General features: G+C 70.9%; 24 protein-coding genes and 1 pseudogene. 13 read left to right on the forward strand and 12 right to left on the reverse strand.

The window, feature by feature from the left end:
• Positions 1–207: 207 nt before the first annotated feature.
• Positions 208–1905 (forward strand): carboxypeptidase regulatory-like domain-containing protein, encoded by a 1698-nt coding sequence (locus tag QLQ12_RS29945; RefSeq protein WP_282763928.1) that lies wholly within the window; start codon positions 208–210, stop codon positions 1903–1905.
• Between the two features lie 135 nt (positions 1906–2040).
• Here the strand turns inward: QLQ12_RS29945 and purL are convergent, their stop codons facing one another.
• The 3 genes from purL to purS are packed head-to-tail and all read right to left on the reverse strand — an operon-like array spanning position 2041 to position 5488.
• Complete coding sequence (gene purL, locus QLQ12_RS29950) at positions 2041–4536, reverse strand: phosphoribosylformylglycinamidine synthase subunit PurL (RefSeq protein WP_407651626.1); 2496 nt, start codon at positions 4534–4536, stop codon at positions 2041–2043.
• Complete coding sequence (purQ, locus tag QLQ12_RS29955) at positions 4533–5234, reverse strand: phosphoribosylformylglycinamidine synthase subunit PurQ (RefSeq protein WP_282763981.1); 702 nt, start codon at positions 5232–5234, stop codon at positions 4533–4535. Before purQ ends, purL begins: the two co-directional genes overlap by 4 nt.
• Entirely contained in the window at positions 5231–5488 is a 258-nt protein-coding gene (purS, locus tag QLQ12_RS29960) for a phosphoribosylformylglycinamidine synthase subunit PurS (RefSeq protein ID WP_282763929.1), read from the reverse strand. The genes purQ and purS overlap by 4 nt, the downstream gene beginning before the upstream one ends.
• A gap of 235 nt (positions 5489–5723) precedes the next feature.
• Between purS and QLQ12_RS29965 the strand changes: the two genes are divergently transcribed.
• On the forward strand, positions 5724–6401 hold the full coding sequence (locus QLQ12_RS29965) for a S1 family peptidase (protein WP_407651627.1): 678 nt from the start codon (positions 5724–5726) through the stop codon (positions 6399–6401).
• 4 nt (positions 6402–6405) lie between these two features.
• Here the strand turns inward: QLQ12_RS29965 and purB are convergent, their stop codons facing one another.
• From purB to QLQ12_RS29980, 3 genes are read right to left on the reverse strand one after another with little or no spacing between them, the layout of a single operon-like run.
• Complete coding sequence (gene purB / locus QLQ12_RS29970) at positions 6406–7827, reverse strand: adenylosuccinate lyase (RefSeq protein WP_282763930.1); 1422 nt, start codon at positions 7825–7827, stop codon at positions 6406–6408.
• Positions 7824–9077, reverse strand: a complete 1254-nt coding sequence (locus tag QLQ12_RS29975) for an MFS transporter (protein WP_282763931.1) — start codon at positions 9075–9077, stop codon at positions 7824–7826. The genes purB and QLQ12_RS29975 overlap by 4 nt, the downstream gene beginning before the upstream one ends.
• Positions 9074–9616: an ArsR/SmtB family transcription factor gene (locus QLQ12_RS29980; protein ID WP_282763932.1), complete on the reverse strand. Its 543-nt coding sequence runs from the start codon at positions 9614–9616 to the stop codon at positions 9074–9076. The genes QLQ12_RS29975 and QLQ12_RS29980 overlap by 4 nt, the downstream gene beginning before the upstream one ends.
• 128 nt (positions 9617–9744) lie before the next feature.
• On the opposite strand from QLQ12_RS29980, the gene QLQ12_RS29985 reads away from it, so the two are divergent.
• Complete coding sequence (locus QLQ12_RS29985; protein ID WP_282763933.1) at positions 9745–10197, forward strand: SCP2 sterol-binding domain-containing protein; 453 nt, start codon at positions 9745–9747, stop codon at positions 10195–10197.
• Between the two features lie 67 nt (positions 10198–10264).
• Here QLQ12_RS29985 and QLQ12_RS29990 read toward each other — a convergent pair whose 3' ends face one another.
• Positions 10265–10480 (reverse strand): hypothetical protein, encoded by a 216-nt coding sequence (locus QLQ12_RS29990; RefSeq protein ID WP_282763934.1) that lies wholly within the window; start codon positions 10478–10480, stop codon positions 10265–10267.
• A 2-nt stretch (positions 10481–10482) separates the two neighbouring features.
• Between QLQ12_RS29990 and QLQ12_RS29995 the strand changes: the two genes are divergently transcribed.
• Complete coding sequence (locus QLQ12_RS29995) at positions 10483–10665, forward strand: hypothetical protein (RefSeq protein ID WP_282763935.1); 183 nt, start codon at positions 10483–10485, stop codon at positions 10663–10665.
• The gene (locus tag QLQ12_RS30000; protein ID WP_282763936.1) at positions 10620–10889 is read left to right on the forward strand and encodes a hypothetical protein; all 270 of its coding nucleotides are present in this window, start codon (positions 10620–10622) and stop codon (positions 10887–10889) included. Before QLQ12_RS29995 ends, QLQ12_RS30000 begins: the two co-directional genes overlap by 46 nt.
• Here the strand turns inward: QLQ12_RS30000 and purD are convergent.
• Positions 10879–12120: a phosphoribosylamine--glycine ligase gene (gene purD / locus QLQ12_RS30005; RefSeq protein ID WP_282763937.1), complete on the reverse strand. Its 1242-nt coding sequence runs from the start codon at positions 12118–12120 to the stop codon at positions 10879–10881. The two genes, QLQ12_RS30000 and purD, sit on opposite strands and share 11 nt — an antisense overlap.
• 103 nt (positions 12121–12223) lie before the next feature.
• Between purD and QLQ12_RS30010 the strand changes: the two genes are divergently transcribed.
• The 3 genes and pseudogenes from QLQ12_RS30010 to QLQ12_RS47175 form a co-directional block, all read left to right on the forward strand.
• The gene (locus tag QLQ12_RS30010) at positions 12224–13516 is read left to right on the forward strand and encodes an adenylosuccinate synthase (RefSeq protein ID WP_282763938.1); all 1293 of its coding nucleotides are present in this window, start codon (positions 12224–12226) and stop codon (positions 13514–13516) included.
• A 3-nt stretch (positions 13517–13519) separates the two neighbouring features.
• Positions 13520–14479 (forward strand): diacylglycerol kinase family protein, encoded by a 960-nt coding sequence (locus tag QLQ12_RS30015; RefSeq protein ID WP_282763939.1) that lies wholly within the window; start codon positions 13520–13522, stop codon positions 14477–14479.
• Positions 14480–15361: 882 nt separating this feature from the next.
• Positions 15362–16537: pseudogene (locus tag QLQ12_RS47175) on the forward strand (MinD/ParA family ATP-binding protein); the annotation flags it as partial.
• Positions 16538–16576: 39 nt separating this feature from the next.
• Here the strand turns inward: QLQ12_RS47175 and QLQ12_RS30025 are convergent.
• Together QLQ12_RS30025 and QLQ12_RS30030 are read right to left on the reverse strand one after the other, a co-directional pair.
• Positions 16577–16999 (reverse strand): DUF3151 domain-containing protein, encoded by a 423-nt coding sequence (locus QLQ12_RS30025; protein WP_282763941.1) that lies wholly within the window; start codon positions 16997–16999, stop codon positions 16577–16579.
• 74 nt (positions 17000–17073) lie between these two features.
• Positions 17074–18063 (reverse strand): ADP-ribosylglycohydrolase family protein, encoded by a 990-nt coding sequence (locus QLQ12_RS30030; RefSeq protein ID WP_282763942.1) that lies wholly within the window; start codon positions 18061–18063, stop codon positions 17074–17076.
• A 97-nt stretch (positions 18064–18160) separates the two neighbouring features.
• Between QLQ12_RS30030 and QLQ12_RS30035 the strand changes: the two genes are divergently transcribed.
• Entirely contained in the window at positions 18161–19348 is a 1188-nt protein-coding gene (locus QLQ12_RS30035; RefSeq protein WP_282763943.1) for an LOG family protein, read from the forward strand.
• Between the two features lie 26 nt (positions 19349–19374).
• Positions 19375–19701, forward strand: coding sequence for a hypothetical protein (locus QLQ12_RS30040; RefSeq protein WP_282763944.1), 327 nt, complete (start codon positions 19375–19377; stop codon positions 19699–19701).
• An 8-nt stretch (positions 19702–19709) separates the two neighbouring features.
• On the opposite strand, the gene QLQ12_RS30045 is transcribed toward QLQ12_RS30040, so the two are convergent.
• Both QLQ12_RS30045 and fbaA read right to left on the reverse strand, forming a co-directional pair.
• Entirely contained in the window at positions 19710–20231 is a 522-nt protein-coding gene (locus QLQ12_RS30045) for a hypothetical protein (RefSeq protein WP_282763945.1), read from the reverse strand.
• A 119-nt stretch (positions 20232–20350) separates the two neighbouring features.
• Positions 20351–21376 (reverse strand): class II fructose-bisphosphate aldolase, encoded by a 1026-nt coding sequence (gene fbaA / locus QLQ12_RS30050; protein ID WP_282763946.1) that lies wholly within the window; start codon positions 21374–21376, stop codon positions 20351–20353.
• 227 nt (positions 21377–21603) lie between these two features.
• Between fbaA and QLQ12_RS30055 the strand changes: the two genes are divergently transcribed.
• The 3 genes from QLQ12_RS30055 to QLQ12_RS30065 are packed head-to-tail and all read left to right on the forward strand — an operon-like array spanning position 21604 to position 25669.
• Positions 21604–21759, forward strand: a complete 156-nt coding sequence (locus QLQ12_RS30055; RefSeq protein ID WP_282763948.1) for a hypothetical protein — start codon at positions 21604–21606, stop codon at positions 21757–21759.
• 50 nt (positions 21760–21809) lie between these two features.
• Positions 21810–23174, forward strand: coding sequence for a 3' terminal RNA ribose 2'-O-methyltransferase Hen1 (locus tag QLQ12_RS30060; RefSeq protein WP_282763949.1), 1365 nt, complete (start codon positions 21810–21812; stop codon positions 23172–23174).
• Complete coding sequence (locus QLQ12_RS30065; protein WP_282763950.1) at positions 23171–25669, forward strand: polynucleotide kinase-phosphatase; 2499 nt, start codon at positions 23171–23173, stop codon at positions 25667–25669. The genes QLQ12_RS30060 and QLQ12_RS30065 overlap by 4 nt, the downstream gene beginning before the upstream one ends.
• Positions 25670–25729 lie beyond the last annotated feature (60 nt).

Consider the following 25729-nt stretch of genomic DNA (forward strand, 5'->3'; position numbering starts at 1 on the left):
GGCATAGTTGCCGACGGTGTGCACGTCGTGGGATCCACCGGACATCGAAGAAACCGGGGACCGCGCGACCGGAAGGCGGTGGACGTGAGAACGCACCTACGAGCCCGGACTACCCAGGCCGGTGCGTTGCTGGCACTGGTCATCGGCATGGTGGCCGGTGTTCCGACGGCTGCCCTGGCGGCGCCTCCAGAGGTGTCGATCGGCTCTGTGTCAGCGCGGAACGTCGCGTCGGGTTCCACTGTAACCATCCGCTACACCGTAAGTAACCCCGGGGGCGGCGGCGAGGGCGGCAACGGGCGCGTCGACATCGCCGTCACCGGCATGGGCTGCAGCGGCGACTGCAGCCCCAGCCGGGAGATCAACAACCCGGAGAGCTTCGAGGCGACCCTCACCGCTCCGGCCGTGCCGGCGGGCCAGACAAAGACGGTGACGGTCAGCGTCACCGCCACGGTGTCCGGCGAGCAGCCCGGCGTCGCGACCGCGGACATCACGGTCGAGGGGCCCGCCGCGCCGACGACCGTGCGCCAGGTGTCCGGCCGCATCAAGAACGACGACGGCGCCCGGGTGGCCGGCGTGCAGGTCGTGATGAAGGACAGCCAGGGCCACAGCTACACCGCCACCACCGACAACAGCGGCGGCTACTCGTTCACCTCGACGGACGCCAAGCCGATCGCGGCCGGCACGATCCAGGTCGCCGCGGCCAAGGCCGGCTACGAGGCCGCCCAGGTCAGCGTCCAGGGCGCCGCCGGCCGTACGGTGAACGTGCCTCTCACGATCAAGAAGGCCGCCACGACGAGCACCTCGCCGACTCCGTCGTCGAGCACCTCGACCAAGGCTCAGGCCACCACTGACGCGGCCGAGGACGACCCCACCGACGAGAACAGCAAGATCCCGATCGACCAGGGTCTCGACAAGACCGCGAGCACCGATGAGGGCGGCAGCAGCTGGCTGCTGATCGTCATGGGCGGCCTGCTCGTCGCCGCCGGTATCGGCGCGATGGTGCTGGTGTGGCTACGGCGCAAGAACGCCGACAAGCTCAGCTCGGACACCGGCGTCGGCAAGGCGGTCCCGGCGAGTGCCGGGGGCTTCGACGCCACCCGGGTGGCCGCGCCGGTGGGCGCCGGCCGCGGAGACGCCACGATGATCGCTCCGGCCGCCGGTCTCGGTGGTGCGATGGGCGCCGGTCTCGGTGGCGCGATGGGCGCCGGCATGCCCGCCGACTTGAGTAACGCGCCCACGATGATCCACCGACCGGCCGAGGACGAGTTCCCGGACCCGTACGGCGCTCCGCTGCCCCCCGGTGGCGGCTTCGGCGGCAACCAGTGGGACAACCCGCAGGGTGGCGGGAACTACGCCACGCAGCCGTACGGCCAGCACGGCGCGGCTCCCGGTGGCGGTTACAACGACCCCGGCCAGCCGCGGTACGACGAGCACACCAACCTGTACCAGCCCGAGCAGCCGCAGCAGCCGCAGCGCTACGACGAGCACACCAGCCTCTACCAGCCCGAGCAGGGCGGTGGGTACGGCGACGCCAACTACGGCGGCGCCGGTTACGAGCAGGGTGGCTACGACCAGCAGCAGGCCGGCTACGGCGACCAGGGCGGCTGGGCCGGCCAGGAACAGGGCGGCTACGGGCCGCAGGCCGGTTACGAGCAGCACCCGGGCGCCGGCTACCCCCAGCAGGGCGGCTACGACCAGGGCGGCTACGACCAGCAGGGGGGGACCTACGGCGCTGGTTACGACCAGCCGCAGCAGGCCGGTTACGAGCAGCCGCAGGCCGGCTGGGAGGACCAGCAGCACCAGCAGGGAGGTTATCCGCCTCCGGCGACGCCGCCGTCACCGCCGCAGCAGGGCGGCACGTATGGCAACAACGGTCAGCGCCCGAACCGTGAGTGGAACGAATAGCCACAGCGACCGAACGATGAGGGCCCCCGCGCTTGATGCGCGGGGGCCCTCATCGCGTGTACCGAGCGGTGTACCCGGTGGTGTACCGAAAAGGCCGGCCGACGAGAACGTCGGCCGGCCTTCAACGTGGTGCGGTCAGGCGTTGGCGGCCGGGTCGATCGGCCCGCCCGGAGCCTGCGGGCTCAGCTCCAGCGTGACCGAGCGAACCTCGCCGGTCTCCACCGGCGCCGGCTCCTCCTCGGAACCGTGCCGGTTCACCAGCTCCGCCGCTCCGCCGAACAGGTTGCGCAGCGTCGCCGTCCACGCCTCGCGCAGCTCGTCCAGCGGGATCGTGAACTGGCCCTCCACCTGGAGCGACTCCTCCTCGGAGGTGACGCCGAGCGGAGTGATCGGCACGCCGTGCTCAGCCGCCAGGGCGACGAACGCCTTGTCGTGCCCGCGCGGCACAGCGACCAGAGCGCGAGCCGCCGACTCACTGAACAGGTGGACGAACGGCGAGTTGCCGTCGTCCGGGAGCGTCACCTTCGCGCCGACGCCGTAGCGCAGGGTGCTCTCCACGAGCACCTGGGCCAGACCGCCGTCGGAGAGGTCGTGCGCCGCGCTGACCAGGCCGGACCGGGAGGCCCGCGCCATCACCCGGCCGAGCGCCTGCTCAGCCGCGAGGTCGGCCTTCGGCGGGCGGCCACCGAGGTGGTTGTGGGTCACCCAGGCCCACTCCGAGCCGGAGAGTTCCACGCGGGTCTCACCGAGCAGGAAAAGCAGGTCGCCACCGGCCTTGGCCGGCTGCGGGAAGCCCATCGGGATGCGGCGGGCCACATCGTCGAAGACGCCGAGCACGCCGACCACCGGGGTCGGGTGGATCGCGGCGGCGCCGGTCTGGTTGTAGAAGCTGACGTTGCCGCCGGTCACCGGAATGCCCAGTTCGAGGCAGCCGTCGGCCAGACCACGGGTGGCCTCGGCGAACTGCCACATCACCGACGGGTCCTCGGGGGAGCCGAAGTTGAGGCAGTCGGTCACCGCGACCGGCTCGGCGCCGGTGACGGCGACGTTCCGGTACGACTCGGCGAGCGCGAGCCGGGCGCCCTCGAACGGGTCCAGGCGGGCGAACCGCCCGTTCCCGTCGACGGACAGCGCCACCCCGAGGCCGGTCTCCTCGTCGATGCGCAGCACGCCGGAGTCCTCCGGCTGGGCCAGGACCGTGTTGCCGAGCACGTACCGGTCGTACTGCTCGGTGACCCAGCTCTTGTCGCAGAGGTTCGGCGAGGCCGCCATCCGCAGCACGGTCTCGCGCAGCTCGTCGCCGGTGGACGGCCGCGGCAGGGTCTCGGCCCGGTCGGCCTGGAGCAGGATCACGTCGTTCGGCTCCCGGAACGGCCGGTTGTAGACCGGACCGTCGTCGGCGAGCGAACCCGGCGGCACGTCGACGACGACGTGGTCGTTCCAGGTGATCAGCAGCCGGCCCGGGGTGCCGTCGGCGGAAGCCGCGGTGACCTCGCCGATGGCGGTGGCCCAGACGCCCCACTTCTCAGCGACCTTGAGGACCGCGTCCAGGTTCTCCGGCGTGACGATCAGGAGCATCCGCTCCTGCGACTCGCTGGCCAGGATCTCGGTCGGTGACATGGAGGCCTCGCGCAGCGGGACCCGCTCGAGCCAGACCCGCATGCCGGTGCCGGCCGCGGCGGCGGTCTCGGTGAGCGCGCAGGTGAGCCCGGCGCCGCCGAGGTCCTGGATGCCCGAGACGAGGCCGGCGTCGTAGAGCTCGAGGCAGCTCTCGATCAGCAGCTTCTCCATGAACGGGTCGCCGACCTGCACCGACGGGCGGCGCTGTTCGGCTTCCTCGTCGAAGGTGGCGGACGCCAGCACGGAGACGCCGCCGATGCCGTCCCGGCCGGTCCGGGCGCCGAGCAGCACCACGATGTTGCCGGTGCCGGTGGCTTCCTTCTTCTGCAGGCGCTCGACCGGCAGGACACCGATGCTGAGCGCGTTGACCAGCGGGTTGCCCTGGTAACACGGGTCGAAGACGATCTCGCCGCCGATGTTGGGCAGGCCGAGGCAGTTGCCGTACCCGCCGATGCCGGCGACGACGCCGGGCAGCACCCGGGCGGTGTCGGGGTGGTCGTGCGCACCGAAGCGCAGCGGGTCCATCACCGCGATCGGCCGGGCGCCCATCGCCAGGATGTCGCGGACGATGCCGCCGACACCGGTCGCCGCGCCCTGGTAGGGCTCGACGTAGCTGGGGTGGTTGTGCGACTCGACCTTGAAGGTGACCGCGATCTTCTCGGAGATCTGCACCACACCGGCGTTCTCACCGATGCCGGCGAGCATCCGGGTGTTCTTCGGGGCCTTCTCGCTGAACTGCTTGAGGTGCACCTTGCTCGACTTGTACGAGCAGTGCTCGCTCCACATGATCGAGTACATCGCCAGCTCGGACGCCGTGGGCCGGCGACCGAGGATCTCGCGGATCTTGGCGTACTCGTCGTCCTTGAGGCCCAGGTCGCTGTAGGGCTGGAGGTCGTCGGGGGATTTCTCCGCCCGCTCGACGGTGTCGGGACCGTCGAAGTCGTCGGCCAGGACGTCCGTGGCCGCGAAGGCGGTTTCCGACTTCGTGGGGTCAGTCTGCTGCGCGGTCACTTCTGTCCCCCTGCGAGCTGACCGTCCGCTGCCAGGTTCCGCAGGACGGAGGTGAAGAAGCCGAGGCCGTCCAGCGACGGGCCGGTCAGCGCCTCCACGGCGTGTTCCGGGTGCGGCATGATGCCGACGACGTTGCCGGCCTCGTTGGTGATGCCGGCGATGTCGCGCTGCGAGCCGTTCGGGTTGCCACGGATGTAGCGCGCGACGACTCGGCCCTCGGCCTCGAGCTGGTCGAGGGTGCGAGCGTCGGCGACGAAGCAGCCCTCGCCGTTCTTCACCGGGATCAGGATCTCCTGGCCGGCGGTGAAGCGGTTGGTCCAGGCGGTGTTGGTCGCCTCGACCTTGAGCCACTGGTCGCGGTTGCGGAAGTGCAGGTGCTGGTTCCGGGTCAGGGCGCCGGGCAGCAGGTGCGCCTCGCACAGGACCTGGAAGCCGTTGCAGATGCCGAGCACGGGCAGCCCGCCGCGTGCCGCATCGATGATGGACTCCATCACCGGCGCGAACCGGGCGATGGCGCCGCAGCGCAGATAGTCGCCGTAAGAGAATCCGCCGGGGAGCACGACAGCGTCGACGCCCTGCAGGTCCGGGTCGCCGTGCCAGAGGCGGACGGCCTCGGCGCCGGCGATCCGGGCGGCGCGGGCGGCGTCCCCGTCGTCGAGCGATCCAGGGAAGGTGACCACACCGATCCGCATGGTCAGGCGACCTCCGCCGCGGCGGTCTCCACGAGCCGGATCTCGAAGTCCTCGATCACCGGGTTGGCGAGCAGCTTGTCGGCGATCTCCCGAGCCCGGTCAAGGTCGGGTTCACCGGCAAAGTCGATCTCGATCCGGCGGCCGATGCGGACAGATGTGACATCGGTGACGCCGAGCCGGGGCAGGGCATTCGCCACCGCTTGACCCTGTGGGTCGAGGATCTCCGGCTTGAGCATGACGTCGACCACGACGCGAGCCACGGGCACTCCTGACTGATAGGTGTAAGCACGCGAAGCCTACCCGGTGGGGCCCGCGCACAAGCCGGGGGCCGGTGTCAACAGCCCGACCCGAGCGTCATTGAGCAGGGCATGCGCGTTCACATCCCGGCCATCACTTAGTGATATGTATCAATTGGGTTCTGGGGCGGACGGCGTACCGGCCGTAGTTTGCATTTGTCGATTTCGATTTAATATTCCCCCAGAAGGAGATCTCGACGTGCGCATTCGACTCCTGGCCGCCGTCGCCGGTGCGGTCACGGCCCTGGTCGCCCCCACCGCCGCCCACGCTGACGAACCCGTCACCCCGTTCATCATCGGCGGCGGCACCGTCGCCTCGGCGCCGTGGGCCGCCGCCGTGCTGAGCAACGGCAGCTTCACCTGCTCCGGCACGATCATCTCGGCCAACTACGTGCTCACCGCACGGCACTGCGTGAGCGGCGCCATGTCGGTACGCGTCGGCAGCGTCAACCGGACCTCGGGCGGCGTCACCCGTACCGTCTCGTCGTCCGCCTCCCGGTACGACCTCGCCCTGCTCCGCCTGAGCAGCCCGGTCAACACCACCTACATGCCGCTGTCCAGCGCCTACCCGCCGGTCAACTCGACGAACTCGATCTACGGCTGGGGCATGACCTGTTACTCGGGCTGCTCGGCGTCGACGACCCTGAAGACCGCCACCGTGCGTGTCACCTCGACCAACGCGACCGATGCCTACAACGGCCGGGCGATCGCCAGCACCCGCGTCAACGGCAACGCGTGGCGTGGCGACTCGGGCGGCCCGCAGGTCTACAACGGCGCCCAGGTGGGCGTCGCGTCGACCGCGGACGGCTCGAGCCGCCAGTACTACGGCAGTGTCGCCTACAACCGCGCGTGGATCTCGACCACCGCGGGCGTCTGACGACTCAGAGGATCGGCGCGGGTGCGTACGCCGCCGCCTCCGGATGCCGGGCGACGATCTCGGCGATCCGGTCGGCGACCGCACGCACCTGCGCCGGCGCCGCGCCGACGAAGGCGGCACGGTCCGCCACCAGGGTGTCGATCTCGGCACGCGACAGCTTCAGGCGCTCGTCGGCCGCGAGGCGGTCGAAGAGGTCGTTGACCGCGGCGCCCTTCTCCCGCATGGCCAGCGCGACACCGACCGCGTGCTCCTTGATCACCTCGTGCGCGACCTCCCGGCCGACGCCCTTGCGCACCGCCGCGACCAGTACCTTCGTGGTGGCCAGGAACGGCAGGAAGCGGTCCAGCTCGCGGGCGACGACCGCGGGGTACGCCCCGAACTCGTCCAGCACCGTGAGGAACGTCTGGAACAGCCCGTCGGCGGCGAAGAACGCGTCCGGCAGCGCGACCCGGCGCACCACCGAGCAGGAGACGTCACCCTCGTTCCACTGGTCACCGGCCAGCTCGCCGACCATCGAGAGGTAACCGCGGACGATCACCGCGAGGCCGTTGACCCGCTCCGAGGACCGGGTGTTCATCTTGTGCGGCATCGCCGAGGAGCCGACCTGGCCGGGCTTGAATCCCTCGGTCACCAGCTCCTGGCCGACCATCAGGCGGATCGTGGTGGCCAGCGAGGACGGGCCGGCGACGATCTGGGCCAGCGCGGACACCACGTCGAAATCGAGCGATCGCGGGTAGACCTGGCCGACGCTGGACAGCACCCGGGCGAACCCGAGGTGCTCGGCGACCTTGGTCTCCAGAGCGGCGGCCTTGTCGAAGTCGCCGTCGAAGAGGTCGAGCTGGTCGGCGGCGGTGCCGACCGGGCCCTTGATGCCACGCAGCGGGTAACGGCCGATCAGGTCGTCCAGCCGCTCGTACGCGATCAGCAGCTCCTCCGCCGCCGAGGCGAACCGCTTGCCGAGCGTGGTGGCCTGCGCCGCGACGTTGTGCGACCGGCCGGTCATCACCAGGTCGGAGTGCTCGACGGCGAGCGCGGCCAGGCGGGTCAGCGTGGCCACCACCCGGCTCCGGATCAGTTCCAGGGACGCCCGGATCTGCAGCTGCTCGACGTTCTCCGTCAGATCGCGGGAGGTCATTCCCTTGTGAATCTGCTCGAAGCCGGCCAGCTCGCTGAACTCCTCGATGCGGGCCTTCACGTCGTGCCGGGTGATCCGCTCACGGGCGGCGATCGACTCGAGGTCGACCCGGTCGAGAACCGCCTCATACGCCTCGACGGCGCCCTCGGGCACGTCGACGCCGAGATCACGCTGAGCCTTCAGGACCGCGAGCCAGAGCTTGCGCTCCATCCGGATCTTCTCCTCCGGGGACCAGAGGGTGACGAGATCGGCGGAGGCGTACCGGGCGGCGAGCACGTTCGGGATGGTCACGCGACCGATTCTTTCACGCTCGCGGGTTCGTCCTCCGGCAGCCGGTGACGCAGGGTACGGACCTCGCGGCTGGTGAGCATGCTGGCCACCGCCACGGTCGCCACCGCGCCCGCGCCGACCAGCGCCACCTCCAGGCCGACCGCCTGCCCGACCGGACCGATCGCCACCTCACCGGCCGGCATCGCGACGAACGAGCCGACCATGTCGTACGAGTACACCCGGGCCAGCCGGTCGGGCGGCACGTGCTCCTGCATCGTGGTGTCCCACGCGACCGCGAACTGCTCCAGCATCACTCCGGCCACGAAGGTCGCGGCGAGCAGCGCCCAGAGTTTCGGGTAGGCGCCCAGCACGAACAGCGGCAACGCCATCCCGCAGCAGCTCAGCACACCGAACAGGAGCAGCCGGCGCAGCTTGAGGCGGATCGCCAGCAGCCCGCCGACGATCATCCCGACGGTCTCCCCGGCGAGCACCAGACCCCACGCCTGACGGCCGATGGTCTCGTCGGCGACGGCCGGCCCGAGCACGTACATGCCACCGCTCCATGCCGCGTTGAGCAGGCTGAACCCGGCCACCACCGCCCAGAGCCAGGTCCGCGAGCGGAATTCCGACCATCCGGTCCGCAGGTCGGCGAAAACGTTCGGCCGATCGGCCTTCACCTCGGCCTTCTTCGGTACGGCCACCCGCACCCCGGCGAAGCAGAGGGCCGAGAGGACGAACGTGGCGGCGTCGACAGCGAGCCCGACACCCGGGCTGGTGGCCGCGATCACCACCCCGCCGACCGAGGCGCCGCCCACCAGCGCGGTGTTCAGACAGAGCCGGCTGAGGGCGTTGGCCTGGAGCCGGACCTCTTCGCCGACGGTCTGCGGAAGCAGCGCCGCGCTGGCCGGCAGAGCCAGGGCACTCGCCATGCCGTTCACCATGGAGAGGGCGATGAGCAGCGGGATCGTCGCGTTGCCGGTGAGCACCAGGGCGGCGACCACGGCCTGCACGGCGCCGGCGGCCAGGCTCGACCCGACCATCAGCAGGTGGCGTGGCAGGCGGTCGGCCAGCACTCCGCCGAACAGCAGGAAGAGCACGTTGGCCAGGCTGCGGGCGCCGACGACCAGGCCCAGGTCGCCGGCCGAACCGGTCAGGTCGAGGACGGCGAAGGCCAGGGCGATGGGCGCGATCGAGTTGCCGAGAGCGTTGATCGTGCGGCCGGCGAGCAGGAACCGGAACGGCGTGTGCCGCAGTGGGGCGAGCGCGTTCACTCCTGCTCCTCTCGGAGCTGGAACATCGCCACCGTGGTGCTGGTGCGCACGGTGCCGGCGGTGCGCGGCGGCCGGGCCGCGCGGTGCAGGTCGTTGACCGCCTCGCAGATCCGGTCCCGGATCGCCAGCCAGGTCTCGGGGTCGACCCAGAAGTCGCCGTCGGCGCCCAGACCGGCGCCCTCGACGAACCGGGCCGTCCCGCTGCGCCGGATCAGCTCGTGGGCGAGCGCGGCGAACTCCGCGCGGCGCTCGGCTTGCGGGTCGGGGCCGCGGACCGGTTCGCGATCCGTGTCGTACCGGTACCGCTTCGCGAGGCCACCGCGGATCTTCTCCTCTCCGGCCACCACGATCAGCCCACCGGAGAGGAGGTTGCGCAGGTGGTAGCTGGCGTTGGCGTGGGTCAGCCCGAGCTCCCGGGCGACCTCGGCCGCGGTCAGCGAGGCCCCGGTGAGCAGAGACATGATCTGGAGGCGAACCGGATGGGCCAGGGCCCGCAACGCGGCCCTGCCCCCCTCTGCGCCACCTTCTCCCAAAGACATGTTGGGGACTCTAGGAACGCCGTCACCCGACTGTCAAACGATTGTTGGAGAGTGGCACACTGCACGAGTTCACGGCATTCTCGCTAAAGTTACCGGCGAGTAAACCGGCAGATTCGAAAGGCCTACTGATGACCGATTTCAGCCCCGAGTCGCTCGCGTCGATCGGCCCGAAGGAGTTCACTCAGCTCGTCAAGTCCACGCCGGACTCCAAGATCGCCGAAGTGATGGCGTCGGACAGCCGCACCAAGGTTCTCGACGAGGTCTTCAACCGGATGCCGACGCTCTTCCGCGCCGACCGGGCCGGCAACACCGCCACCGTGATCCACTGGATCCTCACCGGCGGCCCGGAGGGTTCGAGCGACACCTACGAGACGGTGGTCGAGAACGCCACCTGCACCGTGACCAGCTCGCCGGTCCGCGAGCCGAAACTCGCCATGACCATGGACGCGGTCACGTTCCTCAAGGTCGTCTCCGGCAGCGGGAACCCGATGATGCTGTTCATGACCGGCAAGATCAAGGCGAAGGGTGACCTCAACCTCGCCACCAGCATCCCGAAGCTCTTCGACATCCCCAAGGGCTGACCGCCGCGGCTCGCTTGCGGTTTCGGGTGCCTCGCGCGCCCGAAACCACTCATCGGTACGGGCGGCCTCAGAGCAGCCCATGGTCGCGGGCGTAGATGGCGGCCTGAGTCAGGTCGATCCGGGGCGTCGCACCTACCGCACTCCGGTCCAGGGCCGTGCCGAGCCGCCGCAGCACAGTGCTGTCGTGCTGGTCGACACCGGCCCCGGCCAGCCGGACCGCCCGGGCCAGATCCCGGGGCGGCAGATCCTTGAGCAGACAGCCCTCACCCTGACCGCGCTCCACCTGTGTCAGCGGCGGGAGGCGGAGCGGCTCGGCTGGCCGGCTTCGTGCTCAACCACCTCGGGCTGAGCGGGCTCTTCTCGATCGAGTTCCTCACCCACGCGGTCCCGCAACATCAGGACGCGGCGGCCCGGGAGGCGGTGTGCTCACCGGGCCGGGACGGCCGTACTTCCTGGTGGTGGCTCTGACCTTCCTGGCCGGCGTGGTGCTCTTCGGCATCGCGTCATGGCGCGCCGGAGTGCTGCCCCGCGCCGCCCTGGCCCTCTACGTGCCGGGCCTGGGCGCCGCGGCACTGCGCGCCGCCGTTCCCGAAGCGCTTACCTGGGCGGGCTGGTGGCCGGGGCCGCGGGCGTCCTGTGGCTCCGTAGCGCTGTTGCGGGACGCCACGCGGCCGGCCCTCGTCACAGCGTGATGCGTCCCTCGACGGCACGCAGGGCGATGTCCGTGCGGAACTGGGCGCCGTCCAGCCGGATCCCCTCGATCAGGGCGTACGCGGCCTCGCGGGCGGCCGTGAGGTCGGCGCCGGTGGCGGTGACGCTGAGGACCCGTCCACCGGCCGAGACCAGGGCGCCGCCGGCGTCACGGGCGGTGCCCGCGTGAATCACGCCGGGACGCTCGGCGCCCTCGATGACGTCACCGGTCCGCGGGACGCCGGGGTAGTTGTGACTGGCCACGACCACGGTGACGGCCGCGCCGTCCGACCAGCGCAGCGGCTCGTGGCCGGCGAGCGTACCGGTGGCGGCCGCGTGCAGCAGACCGGCCAGCGGACTCTCCAGCAGGGCGAGCACCACCTGGGTCTCCGGGTCACCGAACCGGGCGTTGAACTCGATCACCTTCGGGCCGTCCGGGGTGAGGGCGAGCCCGACGTAGAGCAGGCCGGCGAACGGGGTGCCCCGCTTGCGCATCTCGGCCAGCGTCGGCTCGACCGTCTCCCGCAGCACACGCTCCACCAGGTCGGCCGGCGCCCAGTCGAGCGGGGCGTAGGCGCCCATGCCGCCGGTGTTCGGGCCCTCGTCGCCGTCGAGCAGCCGTTTGAAGTCCTGCGCCGGCATCAGCGGCGCGACCGCGGTGCCGTCGGTCACCACGAAGAGGGAGACCTCGGGACCGGGCAGGAACTCCTCGATGACGACCTTGCCGCACGCCTCGGCGTGGATCAGGGCCTCCTCGAGGTCGTCGGTGACGACCACGCCCTTGCCCGCGGCCAGGCCGTCGTTCTTCACCACGTAAGGCGCGCCCAGCTCGTCGAGGGCCGCGGCGGCCTCGGCGACGGACGTGCAGGCGAAGGAACGGGCGGTCGGCACCCCGGCGGCGGCCATGATCTCGTTGGCGAACGCCTTCGAGCCCTCCAGCCGGGCGGCGGCCGCACTCGGGCCGAAGCAGGCGATGCCCTTGGCCCGGACCGCGTCGGCGACGCCGGCCACCAGCGGGGCCTCCGGGCCGATCACGACCAGGTCGGCGCTCAACTCGACGGCGAGCGCCGCGACCGCGGCCGGGTCGGTGGCCTTCACCTCATGCAGTTCAGCGAGCTGGGCGATGCCAGGGTTGCCCGGCGCGGCGGCCAGGAAGTCGACGGACGGGTCGTTGGACAGCCCGACGGCCAGCGCGTGCTCGCGCCCACCGGAGCCGATCAGAAGTACGCGCACGACGGCCCATGCTACCGGGGGAAGGGTCGCGTAAACTTCGGCAGTACCCGGGCTCCTCCAGGTACGACGTCGGGGCAGTGCCGTTCGGAAGGGCATCACACAAGTGCCGGTGATCGTGTTGGTCGGCGCCCAGTGGGGCGACGAGGGCAAGGGCAAAGCCACAGACCTGCTGGGTGACCGGCTCGACTACGTGGTCAAGTTCAACGGTGGCAACAACGCGGGCCACACCGTCGTCATCGACGGCGAGAAATACGCACTGCACCTCCTCCCGAGCGGGATCCTCTCCCCGGGCGTCGTACCGGTGATCGGCAACGGCGTCGTCGTCGACCTCAACGTGCTCTTCCAGGAGATCGACGGTCTGGAAGCGCGTGGCATCGACACCTCCCGGCTGCGGATCAGCGCGAACGCGCACGTGATCGCCTCCTACAACCGATCGCTCGACAAGGTCAGCGAGCGGTTCCTCGGTTCCCGGCGGATCGGCACGACCGGTCGCGGCATCGGCCCGACCTACGCCGACAAGATGAACCGGGTCGGCATCCGGATCCAGGACCTGTTCGACGAGTCGATCCTGCGGCAGAAGGTCACCGCCGCACTCGCCCTGAAGAACCAGGTGCTGTCGAAGATCTACAACCGTTCCGGGGTGAAGGTCGAGGACGTCGTCCAGGAGTTGCTCTCCTACGTCGACCGGCTCCGGCCCTACGTGGCGGACACCGCCCTGGAGCTGTCCCAGGCCATCGACGGTGGCAAGGTTGTGCTCTGCGAGGCCGGCCAGGCCACCCTGCTCGACGTGGACCACGGCACCTACCCGTTCGTGACCAGCTCGAACGCGACGTCCGGCGGCGCCTGCACCGGCTCCGGCATCCCGCCGACCCGGATCGACCGGGTCGTCGCCGTGCTGAAGGCGTTCACCACCCGCGTCGGCGAGGGGCCGTTCCCCACCGAGCTGCACGACAAGTTCGGCGACTACCTGCGTGAGGTCGGTCACGAGTACGGCACCACCACCGGCCGCCCGCGCCGGATCGGCTGGCTCGACCTGGTCATCGGCCGGTATGCGCAGCGGATCAACGGGGTCACCGACTTCGCCATGACCAAGCTGGACAACTACGACGACCTCGACGAGATCCCGGTCTGCGTCGCTTACGAGGTCAACGGCGTCCGGCACGACGAGATGCCGGTCAACCAGACCGACTTCCACCACGCGCTCCCGATCTACGAGACGCTGCCCGGCTGGAAGCAGGACATCTCCGGCTGCCGCAAGTTCGAGGACCTGCCTCGCGAGGCGCAGGACTTCGTCGAGTTCGTCGAGGCCCGGATCGGCGCCCGCATCTCCATCGTCGGGGTCGGTCCCGGCCGGGAGGCCGTCATCGAGCGGCACTCGGTGCTCGGCGACGCCTGACCCATGCCACGTGACAATCTGACCGTCGTGCTTCTCAGTCTGGCCGAGGGGTCGAGCGACTCCTGCGGGTCGGGCTGCGGCGGCTGCAAGTCCGAGTGCGCCACCCCGCGCACCCCCGTGCTGGCCTGCGCCGACGCGCTGCGTGAGGCCGGCGCGGCGGTGGAGACCGTGCTGGCCGGCTCCGATCAGGAGATCGACGCGGTGCTGGCCCGTTTCGACGGGCCGGCCCGGCCGGACGGCCTGACCTGGCCCGGCCCGGACACCGGGCTACGGCTGGTGGTGGCGAGCGCGGCCGACGGCCAGCTCCGGGCCGTCATGCGCCGGCTGGTCCGACGGTACGCCCCGCCGCCCAGCAAGCGTCCCGGCGACCTGCCCGCCACCCGGACCGTGCCGGACCTGCCTCCGATCGCGATCCTGCCGCTCGACGCCGGCAACACCGAGGATCTCGCGGCCCAGCTGGGCCTGCCGCGGACCCCCGCCGGCGTCGCCGCGGCCGTGCTGAACGGCACGGTCCGGCGGCTCGACCTGCTGCGCAACGACGGCGGCTCGGTCACCCTGGACGGCGCGCTGCTCGGCGGCTCCGACGACAACGGCCGGGCGGTGCCGTGGCGCGGCCGGGTCGAGGTGGACGACGCCGTGCTCACCGACGGCGAGGAACCGGTCCTCGCCGTCGCCATCGGCAACGCGGCCGGTTATGCCGAGTTCGACGGCTTGCGGCTGCTGGCCGACGGCGACCCCACCGACGGCCGGGTCGAGGTCGCCGTCGCGGTCCCGGTCGTCGTCAAAAAGCTCTTCCAGGGCACGAGGGTACGAGTAGAGGTCCGCCGGACCCGTGGACGAGCGGTCTCGGTCCTCCCCCGTGAGGGGGATCTACAGTTCCTCGATGATGGGGTGGCGGGATCGACGAGCCGCAAGCGATCCTGGTGGACCGAGCCGGGTGCCTGGGCGGTGTACGCGGACTGACGACCCGTGCCACGCTGGACGGGTTCTCAGCCAGATATTTACGTGATACCGGAGGTCTCATCCGTGACGGAGGAGCACGCCGACCGCGTCTACGTCCCGGGGACCGAGCCCACGCCCCCGGCCCGGGACGTGGAACCGTTCTGGGCCGACGAGCCCGAGACACCGGTGCACGGCCGCGCCGTTCCACTGGCCGACCGGGTGCCGCCGATCGAGGTGCCGCAGTTCGGCATGGCGCAGGTGGAGCCGGGAGTGTTCCGGCCGGCCGGTGACCCTGACCTGCCACCGGGGGTGCACGTCCCCGCGCAGCGGGCGCCGTCGGCTGAGCGTCCCGAGAGCTGGCCGCCCCCGGACGCCACCACTGCGGCACCGGCACCGGCACCGCAGGCCGATCCGAACGGATGGCCCGGACCGGCCGCCCACACCTCGCCGGCGCCGCAGCGGCACCCGCATCCCGCAGCGGAGGCGCTCCCCCGGCCGAATGCGCATCCCACGCCGGACACGCTTCCCGGTCCGGACGCCCATGTCCGGCCGAATGCGCACCCCACGCCGGACGCGCATCCCGGGCACACCGCGGCCGACTCGCCGTGGGCGCAGCCGCTCCACCGACCGACGACTCCGGTCCAGCAGGAGACGGCTCCCATCCGGCCGGGTCAGGGCGCGGCCCAGCAGGGGCAGGCGCCGGTGGTCCCACAACCGCCGCCGCGGCCGGTCCCTGTGCAGCCGGTCTCTGTGCAACCGGTCTCTGTGCAGCCGGTCTCTGTGCAGCCGATCTCTGTACAGCCTGTCCCTGTGCAGCCGGTCCCTCCGGCGCAGCCGACGGCCGTACCCCCGCAGGCGCAGCACACGCCCCGCCCGCCGCAAGGCGCGGCCGAGACGTGGCCGCCCGCGCACGCCGCGCCCGTACCCCCGCATGCGCAGCACCCCTCGCAGCCGCCGCAGGGCGCTGCGGAGACCTGGCCGTCCGCCCACGTCGCGCCCGTGCCCTCGCCCGCCGTGCAGGCCGGGCCGGCCGACCCGGGGTGTCTGAACATCCATCAGCCGCCGCCCACCGAGGAGCAGGATCAGGCGCGGCAGTCGGGCGGCGGTGAGGCCGACCCGTTCCAGGAGCTCAACTGGATGGCGGACGCGACGCCGACGGCGGAGGAGTTCGCCCGCCGGCGGCTCGCCAAGCCGGCTCAGCAGACCGCCACCATGGGTGCCCGGGCGATCCTGCAGAAGGGCATGCTCGGCCTGGTCAAGCTATCCCCGGGGCAGCGCGAGCTGGAGTACAAACAGGACGTCGAGATGGTCCGCCGCAACTTCGGTGGGCTGCGTCAGGTCACCGTGGTCAATCCCAAGGGCGGCGCCGGCAAGACCGTGGCCGTGCTGCTGCTCGCGATGACGTTCGGGCAGAAGCGCGGGGGTTACGTGCTGGCCTGGGACAACAACGAGACCCAGGGCACGCTCGGCATGCGGGCGCAGCAGGACTTCCACGCGCGCACGGTCCGGGACATGATGCGTGACCTGCATCTCTTCCAGGGCGCGCAGGGGCGGGTCGGCGACCTGTCGCAATATGTGCGGGCCCAGGGCGAGGGCATGTTCGACGTGCTCGCGTCGGACGAGTCGGCGACGGCCGGCGAGATGCTGACCGCCACCTCGTTCGCCGAGATCCGTGACGTGGTGAGCCGGTTCTACAAGCTGATCTTCGTGGACACCGGCAACAACGTCCGCGCGGAGAACTGGCAGGCCGCCATGGACGCCACCGACCAGCTGGTGATCACGATGTCCGCCCGTAACGACTCGGCCGAGACCGCCGCGCGGGCGCTCGACCACTTGGAGCAGAGTGGCCGTCGACGGCTGGTGCGGCAGGCGGTGACCATCGTCACCATGCCGCCGACCCGCAAGGACATCGACCTGCAGTGGATCCAGCAGCACTTCGCGGCCCGGACCAGGGCCGTGCTGGTGGCGCCGTACGAGCGTCTGATCGACTCGGGTGAGCCGATCCGGTACGGCGAACTCTCCGGCCAGACGAAGGACGCCTGGTTGAAGATCGCCGCAGCAGTAGCCGACGGCCTGTAAAAGATGCGCCGGGAATCAACAAGATCGCGGGTGGTCAGGTTATGTCAGGGCGTCGGCGGCGGCCGGGTCGCTGTCGCGCAGGAACTGGGCGCAGCGTGCCGCCTCGTCGGCCTCACCGATCAACGCGGCGGCCTGCGACAGGGCGTGCAGGCAGCGCAGGAAGCCCTGGTTGGGCTCGTGCGACCAGGGCACCGGGCCGTGGCCTTTCCAGCCGTTACGGCGCAGCGCGTCCAGGCCGCGGTGGTAACCGGTGCGGGCGTAGGCATACGCGGTGACCGGCTCGTTCGCGGCCAGAGCGGCAGCGGCAAGCGGCGCCCATGCGGCGCTGTAGGAGGGGTACTTGGCGGCGACCGCCTTGAAGGCCTGCTCGGAGCCCGTGGCAGCGGCGTCGGCCAGGGCCTTGTCGGCCTCGGCGTCAGCGGGCAGTCGGGTGGCCGGCGGCTCGGGAAGGAGGTTCTGCATGCCCCCATTCAACCCGCCCGGCCGGGGTTCATTCCGCCTTGACGGCGTTTCGCCACATGAACAGCCCGAAAAGCTCAGTCCCAGGCCGAGCCGAGGCGGAACAATCTGTCGGCGTACTCGATCTGGGTCTGCCACTCGGCCGGCCAGGCGGTGATGCCGAGCGCCGCGCCCGCGAAGGCCCCCGCCAGGCAGGCGATGGAGTCGGAGTCGCCGGACGAGGCCGCACCGCGACCGAGGACGGCGACCGGTTCCTCCGGGGAGATCAGATAGACGTAGAGCGCGGTGGCCAGCGCCTCCTCGGCGATCCACCCGGCGCCGGTGCGCAGGCAGGGGTCGCCGCTGTGGTCGCCGGCGGCGAGCGCGTCGCCGACCCGGTCCAGCGCGGCGGCGCACTCCTCCCAGCCCCGCGCGATGAACTCCTCCGGCGAGGACACGGCCGGCCGCTGCCAGAGCTCGCCGAGCCAGTCACCGCGGTAGACCTTGCGCTGCTCGGCGCAGCGCTCACGCAGGGCGGCGAGCAGGCTCGCCGGCGCGAGGCCCGCACGAAGCCAGAGGACGGCGTACGCGGTGAGTTCACTCGCCGCCAGCGACGTCGGATGCCCGTGCGTGAGGGCGGCCTGGAACTGCGCCACCCCGGCCCGCTGATCGTCGGTGAGGCCCGGCACCAGGCCGACGGGCGTGACCCGCATGTTCGCCCCGCAGCCCTTCGAGTCGGGCTGAGTGGCCCGGGTCCAGGGCCGGCCGTCAGCCAGGTTTCCGATCGCCCGCAGGCAGGTCATGCCGGGAGCGCGGTCGTTCTCGGGGCTGGCCGCCCACTCCAGGAAGCGGCGCCGCAGCACGGGTTCGAGAACCGCCGGAGTGACGGCGCTCACTTCCAGCAGCGCCTCGCCGACCGCCAGCGCCATCTGGGTGTCGTCGGTGACCAGGGCGGGCTCACCGACGAGCTGCTGTGGGCCGCCGGGGCCGTAACGGGCCACGATGGTCGCGTACTCCTGGAATTCGGTCGGTTTCCCGAGTGAGTCGCCGTAGGCGAGACCGAAGAGTGAACCCGTCGCAGCACGCATGCGACAACTCTAGGGCGTGGCCGCGGAGCGGGCAGAAGTGCGGCGAGCCCCCGGGTAGGGCGTCGGCGAAGTGCGTGCTGCGCGCAAGATGGACGGCATGCCCGATCCGCTGCAACCTGTGCTCGGTGGGGACGCGCCGTTCGACGCGACCGCCGACGAGATCGAAACCCGTGCCGAACTGGACGTGCACCTGGCCAAGAACACCTTGGCCGGGCTCTGTGTCCTGGGCCTGCGCCTGGACCGTGACCCGCCGGACCTGACCGGCGTGGATGTGCGGGACACCATGTTCGCCGGTTGTCATCTGGCCGGCCCGGAGGTGGAGGCCGACCTGATCCGGCGCGGGGCGCACGTGATTCCGCCGTTCGACGGGCGGCCCTACCCGACCCATCCGGCGCTGCTCTACACCCCTGAGGACCTGTCCGCCGGGTTCGCCGGGCACGGCTTCGCCGGCATGTTCGACACGATGGTCTACCGCCATTTCGTGGCACACGGCGGCGCGGTACCGGACATCCGGGAGGCGCTCTCCCAGCGGTTGCACGACGCCGGGATCGACAACGCGCTCGGCAAGGCCCTCAACGAGTGGGCGCGTGCGCACGGGCCGGGCGGCGCGATCGGCATCATGGGCGGGCACGCCGAGCCGCGCGGGTCGGAGCCGTACCGGATGGCCGCCGAACTGGCCCGTCGCCTGGCCGACGCCGACCGCCTGATCGTGACCGGCGGCGGCCCCGGCGTGATGGAGGCGGCCAACCTGGGGGCGTACTTCGCGTCCCGCCCGGCGCCGGACCTGAAGGCGGCGATCGACCGGCTCTCGGCCGCGCCGCACTTCGGCGACCACGATCCCTACACGGCGGCGGCGCTGGACGTGCGGGCGGCGTACCCGCTGCCGGACCTCGACGTGGCCGGGCGGCTCCGGCACGGCGGCCTGGCCCTGCCCACCTGGTTGTACGGCCACGAGCCGGCGAACCTGTTCGCCGGCCAGATCGGCAAGTACTTCTCCAACGCGGTCCGGGAGGACTCGATCCTGCGGCTGGCCCGCGGCGGCATCGTCTTCGCGCCGGGCTGGGCCGGCACGGTGCAGGAGATCTTCCAGGCGGCGACGAAGACGTTCTACGCCACCGACGGGCCCTCCGGGGCGTACGTCTTCCTCGGCGTCGAGCACTGGTCGGCACTGCCGGTGGCGGACCTGCTGGGGCCGCTGCTCGCCCGTTCGCCCCACGGCGACCAGTCCGATCTGATCGTGGTCACCGACTCTCTGGACGAAGCCGTGGCGGCACTGACGACATAGTGGCGGGGCTGTCGCACACTGCTGCCATGGACCTGATGTTCTTCCTCGTCGCGGCGATCGTCGTCGTGGTCTTCGTGATGATTCTGGTGCTGGTCGTCAGCCACAACACCCGTCAGGCATACCGCCAGGGCCGGCACGGCGGTGGGCGTGGCAACGGCGGCGCCTGGGTGGCCAGCGGCTCGCACAACCACCACGGCAGTTCGTCGTCGGACGACCACTCATGGAGCGACAGCGGCTCATCGTCGAGTGACAGCGGTGGCGGCTGGGGCTGGGGTGGCGGCGACAGCGGCGGTTCGTCCTGGGGTGGTGGCGGCGACAGCGGCGGCGGTGGAGGGGGCGGCGGCGGGGACTGACGCTCCGGTCAGGCGACGTGCACCCGGCGCCAGTGCGCCACGGGCAGGTCGCTCTCCGGCACGTCGGTGATGCCGTTCTCGTCCATCGCGTTGTAGATCGCGAGGCGCGCGCCCTCGAAGAGCAGTTCGACGGCGTGCAGCACCCGGGGCCGCCAGTCGGCCGAGGTGGTCCGCTCGATGATGTTGACCGCCCGGAGCGGCCGGCCCCGGGCCCGGCGCAGCGCGGCGTGCGGGTCGGAGCGCCAGTCGAAATGCTCGTACCAGTCCAGTGGAACCGACATGTCGATCTGGTCCCAGGTGATCGCACACTCATCGAATTTACGGTGAGTGATCTCCAGCCGACTCAGTCCGAAGTCGAGGATCACCGGACCGTCAGCGAACCAACCACGCTGAGCGACATCCCACAGCAGATGGCTTGATCGCAGTCTTCTCCCGATGAGCCGCACGAACATGTGTCGATGGGTGGCGGCGAGGGCTTCGGCATCGTGATGCCATTCGGGTTTCCAGCCCTCGATTCCGAGCACGCCCACCGCCCTGCCGATCTTGATCGGTCGATGGTACCCATGTCTCTGTGTGACCCTGCAAGACAAAACGGCCGGTCCCCACCGACGGGGACCGGCCGTGGCCGTTCTAGTACTTCCTTCGCGTGTTACTTACCGAGGGAGGTACCGGTCGAGCGGAGGTGCTCGCAGGCCTCGACGACCCGCTTGGCGAGGCCGTTCTCGGCGAGCTTGCCCCAGGCGCGCGGGTCGTAGGCCTTCTTGTTGCCGACCTCACCGTCCACCTTGAGCACACCGTCGTAGTTCTTGAAGATGTGGTCGACCACCGGGCGGGTGAACGCGTACTGCGTGTCGGTGTCGATGTTCATCTTGACCACACCGAAGTCCAGGGCGCCGTGGATCTCCGACAGGAGCGAGCCGGAACCGCCGTGGAAGACCAGGTCGAGCGGCTTGTCCTTGCCGTACTTGGCGCCGATCGCGTCCTGGATCTCCTTGAGGATCTCCGGGCGCAGCTTGACGTTGCCCGGCTTGTAGACGCCGTGCACGTTGCCGAAGGTGAGGGCGGTCAGGTAGCGGCCCTTCTCACCCAGGCCCAGAGCGGCGGCGGTGGCCAGGCCGTCCTCGATGGTGGAGTAGAGCTTGTCGTCGATCGCGGCGGAGACGCCGTCCTCCTCGCCACCGACGACGCCGACCTCGATCTCCAGGATGATCTTGGCAGCCGCGGTCTTGGCCAGCAGCTCCTCGGCGATCTGGAGGTTCTCGTCCAGCGGCACGGCCGAGCCGTCCCACATGTGCGACTGGAACAGCGGCGCCTGACCCCGGGCCACACGCTCGGCCGAGATGTCGATCAGCGGGCGCACGAAGGAGTCGAGGTGGTTCTTCGGGCAGTGGTCGGTGTGCAGCGCGATGTTGATCGGGTAGTGCTTCGCGACCTCGGTGGCGAACTCGGCCAGCGCCACGGCGCCGGTGACCTTGTTCTTGATGGTCGGGCCCGAGACGTACTCGGCGCCACCCGTGGAGATCTGGATGATGCCGTCGCTGCCGGCCTCGGCGAAGCCCTGAAGGGCCGCGTTGAGGGTCTGCGAGGACGTCACGTTGATCGCCGGGTAAGCGAACGCGCCGGACTTGGCGCGATCGATCATCTCGGCGTAGACCTCGGGAGAAGCGATAGGCATCGGGTGCGCTCCTAGCTCTTTGACACACGGCAGCAGAGGGCAGGACCGCGCTGTCCTCCAGCAGGCAGTATTCCGCAGTTGCGGTGCGTAACGGAAACTGCCCCGAAATCTGCACCCCATGCCGGCCTCCGATCGGCACAAATCCGGCGCATGCTGTTTGTGCGGCATCGCGACCGGGAAGTCGCACCATGGAACGAAGGACAGCGGGGAGACGAAGGGAGCCGAGGATGACACGCCCGATGGACGAGATCGACCTGGAGACGCCCGAGGCCGACGCCGCGGAGCAGGCGACGACGGCGGTTCCCGGGCAGGACGACGCCGGCGAGAACGACGACACCCCGGAACAGGACCGGATCGTCGAGTACGACGACGACTACCGCTGAATAGGCGAAATAGGATCGCCCGCCCCGGCGGCCCCTGACACGATCGACGGGTGCTGCTCACTCTGACGACCACCCACCGGCCCGCCACCGATCTGGGCTACCTGTTGGTCAAGCACCCCGGCAAGGTGCATTCCTTCGACGTCCCCACCGGCACGGCGTACGTCCTCTACCCCGAGGCGGAGGAGGACCGCTGCACCGCGGCCCTGCTGCTGGACGTGGACCCGCAGCGGCTCCGGGCACAGAAGGACGCCTTCGAGCTGAGCCAGTACGTCAACGACCGCCCGTACGCCGCCTCCAGCCTGCTGTCCAGCGCGCTGGCGAAGGTCTTCCGCAGCGCTCTGCGCGGCGCTTCGAAGGACCGCCCCGAACTGGCCGAGGTCGCGCTCCCGCTGGAGGTGCGGGTGCCGGTTCTGCGCGGCACCGTCGACCTGGTGACCCGCCTCTTCGCGCCGCTCGGCTGGGCGGTGACCGCGACGCCGATCATGTTCGAGCCGGAGATCGGCGGTGACAGCCGCTATGTCGATCTGCTGCTCACCGGAGAGCTCCGGGTCGCCGACGCGCTCAATCACCTGTACGTGCTGCTCCCGGTCCTGGACGACGGGAAGCACTACTGGGTCGCCCCGGACGAGATCGAGAAACTGCTGCGCTCCGGTGAGGGCTGGCTCGCCGGCCACCCGGAGAAGGTGCTGATCGCCCGCCGGTACCTGGCCCACCGCCGGGCCCTGGCCACCACCGCGCTGGAGCTGCTGGAGTCCGACCAGCCGGTCACCGAGGAGGAGGCCGAGCTGCCGGTGGCCCGTCGCGCTCCGCTGGCCGAGCAGCGCCGGGACGCGGTCCTGGCGGCTCTGGCGGAGGTGCGGGCGTCCCGGGTGCTCGACCTCGGCTGCGGCGGCGGCGCCCTGCTCGCCGCGCTGCTCAAGAACCGCGACTTCACCGAGATCGTCGGCGCCGACGTGGCCACCCGCACGCTGGAGCAGGCCGCCCGCAGGCTGCGGCTGGACCGGCTGCCAGAGCGGCAGAAGGATCGGGTCCGGCTGATCCAGACCGCGCTCACCTACCGTGACGACCGGCTGCGCGGGTTCGACGCGGCGGTGCTGATGGAGGTCATCGAACACGTCGACCTGCCCCGCCTGCCCGCGCTGGAGACGGCCGTGTTCGGCCACGCGAAGCCCGGGGCCGTCATCGTGACCACGCCGAACGTCGAATACAACGTGCACTACGAGGGCCTCACCGGGATGCGTCACTCGGACCATCGCTTCGAGTGGACCCGTGCTGAGTTCGCCGCCTGGGCCGATCGGGTCGCGGCCGAGTACGGCTACACGGTCACCATCCGCGGCGTCGGCGAATCGCACCCGGAGACCGGCGCCCCCACCCAGCTCGCCCTCTTCACGATCAAGACCGAGGTGACCGCATGATCATCGACGTTCCCGAGCTGTCGCTCGTGGCCCTGGTCGGCATCTCCGGTTCCGGCAAGTCGACCTTCGCCCGGAAGCACTGGAAGCCGACCCAGGTGCTCTCCTCGGACTTCTTCCGCGGCCTCGTCGCCGACGACGAGAACGACCAGTCGGCCTCCGGTGACGCCTTCGAGGTGCTGCACTACGTGGCCGGCAAGCGGCTCGCGGCCGGCCGGCTCACCGTCGTCGACGCCACCAACCTGCAGTCACACGCCCGGGCCGGCCTGGTCAAGGTGGCCCGCGAGCACGACGTGCTGCCGGTCGCGATCGTGCTGGACGTGCCCGAGTCGCTGGCCTGGGAGCGCACGCAGGACCGCGAGGACCGCACATTCGGTCGCCAGGTCCTCACCCGGATGCACCGTGACCTGCGGCGCTCCCTGGGCCAGCTGGCCAAGGAGGGCTTCCGCAAGATCCATGTGCTGCGCGGGGTGGACGAGATCGCGGCGGCCGAGATCCGCTACGAGAAGCTGTTCAACGACCTCAAGACCGAGCACGGGCCGTTCGACATCATCGGTGACGTGCACGGGTGCCGGGCCGAGCTGGAGTCCCTGCTCACCAAGCTGGAGTGGGAGCTGATCCGCGACGAGCACGGCCGCCCGGTGGACGCCGTCCACTCCGAGGAGGGCCGCAAGGCGGTCTTCGTCGGTGACCTGGTCGACCGCGGACCGGACTCGCCGGGCGTGCTGCGCCTGGTCATGGGCATGGTGGCGGCCGGGCACGCGATCTGCGTGCCGGGCAACCACGAGCAGAAGCTGGCCCGCAAGCTGAACGGGCGCAACGTGCAGCTCACCCACGGCCTGCCGGAGACTCTGGAACAGCTCGACGCCGAAGACCCCTCCTTCGTCGCCGAGGTGCGGACCTTCATCGACGGCCTGGTCAGCCACTACGTGCTCGACGACGGCAAGCTGGTGGTGGCGCACGCCGGCCTCAAGGAGGCCTACCACGGGCGGGCCTCCGGCCGGGTGCGCAGCTTCGCGCTCTACGGCGAGACCACCGGCGAGACCGACGAGTACGGCCTGCCGGTGCGCTACCCGTGGGCCCGGGAGTACCGCGGTTCGGCCGCTGTCGTCTACGGCCACGTGCCCACTCCGGTACCGGAGTGGATCAACAACACCATCTGCCTGGACACCGGCTGCGTCTTCGGCGGAGCGCTCACCGCGCTGCGCTGGCCGTCACGCGAGCTGGTCGCGGTCCCGGCGGCGAAGGAGTACTACGCGCCGGTGCGGCCGCTGATCCCAGTCTCCACCCGGCCGGATCAGGGCTTGGACATCGCCGACGTCACCGGGCGGAAGCACATCGATTACGGGTACGGGCGAACGACCGTCCCCGCCGAGAACGCGGCCGCCGCCCTGGAGGTGATGGGCCGGTTCGCCGTCGACCCGGAATCCCTGGTCTGGCTCCCGCCCACGATGGCGCCGTGCACCAGCTCCGCCGTGGACGGCTACCTGGAACACCCGTCGTCCGCCTTCGCCGATCTGCGGACGGCCGGGGTGGACCGGGTGGTGTGCGAGGAGAAGCACATGGGGTCCCGTGCCGTGGTGCGGGTGTCCGCCTCGGGCTCCGGGGACGCGATCTGGACCCGGACCGGCCGGCCGTTCTTCGGCCCCGAGCTCGACGAGCCGCTGCTCGCCCGGGTCCGTGCCGCGGTCACCCCGCTCTTCGCCGAGCTGGAGACCGGCTGGCTGCTCATCGACGCCGAGTTGCTGCCCTGGTCGGCCAAGGCCGGCAGCCTGATCCGGGACCACTTCGCCGTCGTGGGCGCGGCCGGCCGGGCGGCTCTGCCCGCGGCTCTCTCGGTGCTGGAGAAGGCGGCCGAGCGCGGGCTCGACGTCGGTGCGCTGCGCGACCGTCTCGACCTGCGGGCGACCGAGATCGACGCCTACTCGGCGGCGTACCGGGCCTACGTGAAGCCGACGGACGGCCTGACCGGGGTCACGCTGGCCCCGTTCGCGTTCCTGGCCGGCGCCGGCGTTTCGTACGCAAAAAAGAATCATGACTGGCATCTGGCGCTGGCCGACCGGCTGGTCGCGGCAGACCCGGAGCTCTTCACGCCGACCCGGCGGATGATCGTGGACCTGGCCGACCCGGCAGCGGAGGCCGCGGCCACCGAGTGGTGGCTGACCATGACCGCGGCCGGCGGCGAGGGCATGGTGGTCAAGCCGTGGGCCGGGCTCGCCGCGACGGACGTGAAGGGCCGTCTCGTGCAGCCCGGCGTGAAATGCCGGGGCCGGGAGTACCTGCGGATCATCTACGGACCGGAGTACACGCGCCCGGAGCAGCTGGACCGGCTGCGCCAGCGCAATCTGGGCCGCAAGCGGTCGCTGGCGCTGCGGGAGCACGGGCTCGGCCTGGCGGCGCTGGACCGGCTGGCAGAGAACGCTCCGGCCTGGCGGGTGCACGAATTGGTCTTCGCGATCCTGGCGGCGGAGTCGGAACCGGTCGACCCCCGACTGTGACCAGCGGGTTACTGCTCGGAGTGCACAGGATGTGTACAGGTTGCGGCCCCCGATAGGCCG

It is taken from the genome of Actinoplanes sandaracinus (genome assembly GCF_030009775.1).
Classification (GTDB): Bacteria; Actinomycetota; Actinomycetes; order Mycobacteriales; family Micromonosporaceae; genus Actinoplanes; species Actinoplanes sandaracinus.

Excerpts from the sequence above, each read along its gene's own strand:
- QLQ12_RS30030 (WP_282763942.1), bottom strand. The coding sequence starts at position 18,063 with ATGCGTGCTGCGACGGGTTCACTCTTCGGTCTCGCCTACGGCGACTCA.
- QLQ12_RS30025 (WP_282763941.1), bottom strand. The coding sequence starts at position 16,999 with ATGCAGAACCTCCTTCCCGAGCCGCCGGCCACCCGACTGCCCGCTGAC.
- QLQ12_RS30065 (WP_282763950.1), top strand. The coding sequence starts at position 23,171 with ATGATCATCGACGTTCCCGAGCTGTCGCTCGTGGCCCTGGTCGGCATC.
- QLQ12_RS30035 (WP_282763943.1), top strand. The coding sequence starts at position 18,161 with ATGCCCGATCCGCTGCAACCTGTGCTCGGTGGGGACGCGCCGTTCGAC.
- QLQ12_RS29980 (WP_282763932.1), bottom strand. The coding sequence starts at position 9,616 with ATGTCTTTGGGAGAAGGTGGCGCAGAGGGGGGCAGGGCCGCGTTGCGG.
- fbaA (WP_282763946.1), bottom strand. The coding sequence starts at position 21,376 with ATGCCTATCGCTTCTCCCGAGGTCTACGCCGAGATGATCGATCGCGCC.
- QLQ12_RS30055 (WP_282763948.1), top strand. The coding sequence starts at position 21,604 with ATGACACGCCCGATGGACGAGATCGACCTGGAGACGCCCGAGGCCGAC.
- QLQ12_RS30015 (WP_282763939.1), top strand. The coding sequence starts at position 13,520 with ATGCCACGTGACAATCTGACCGTCGTGCTTCTCAGTCTGGCCGAGGGG.
- QLQ12_RS30040 (WP_282763944.1), top strand. The coding sequence starts at position 19,375 with ATGGACCTGATGTTCTTCCTCGTCGCGGCGATCGTCGTCGTGGTCTTC.
- QLQ12_RS29985 (WP_282763933.1), top strand. The coding sequence starts at position 9,745 with ATGACCGATTTCAGCCCCGAGTCGCTCGCGTCGATCGGCCCGAAGGAG.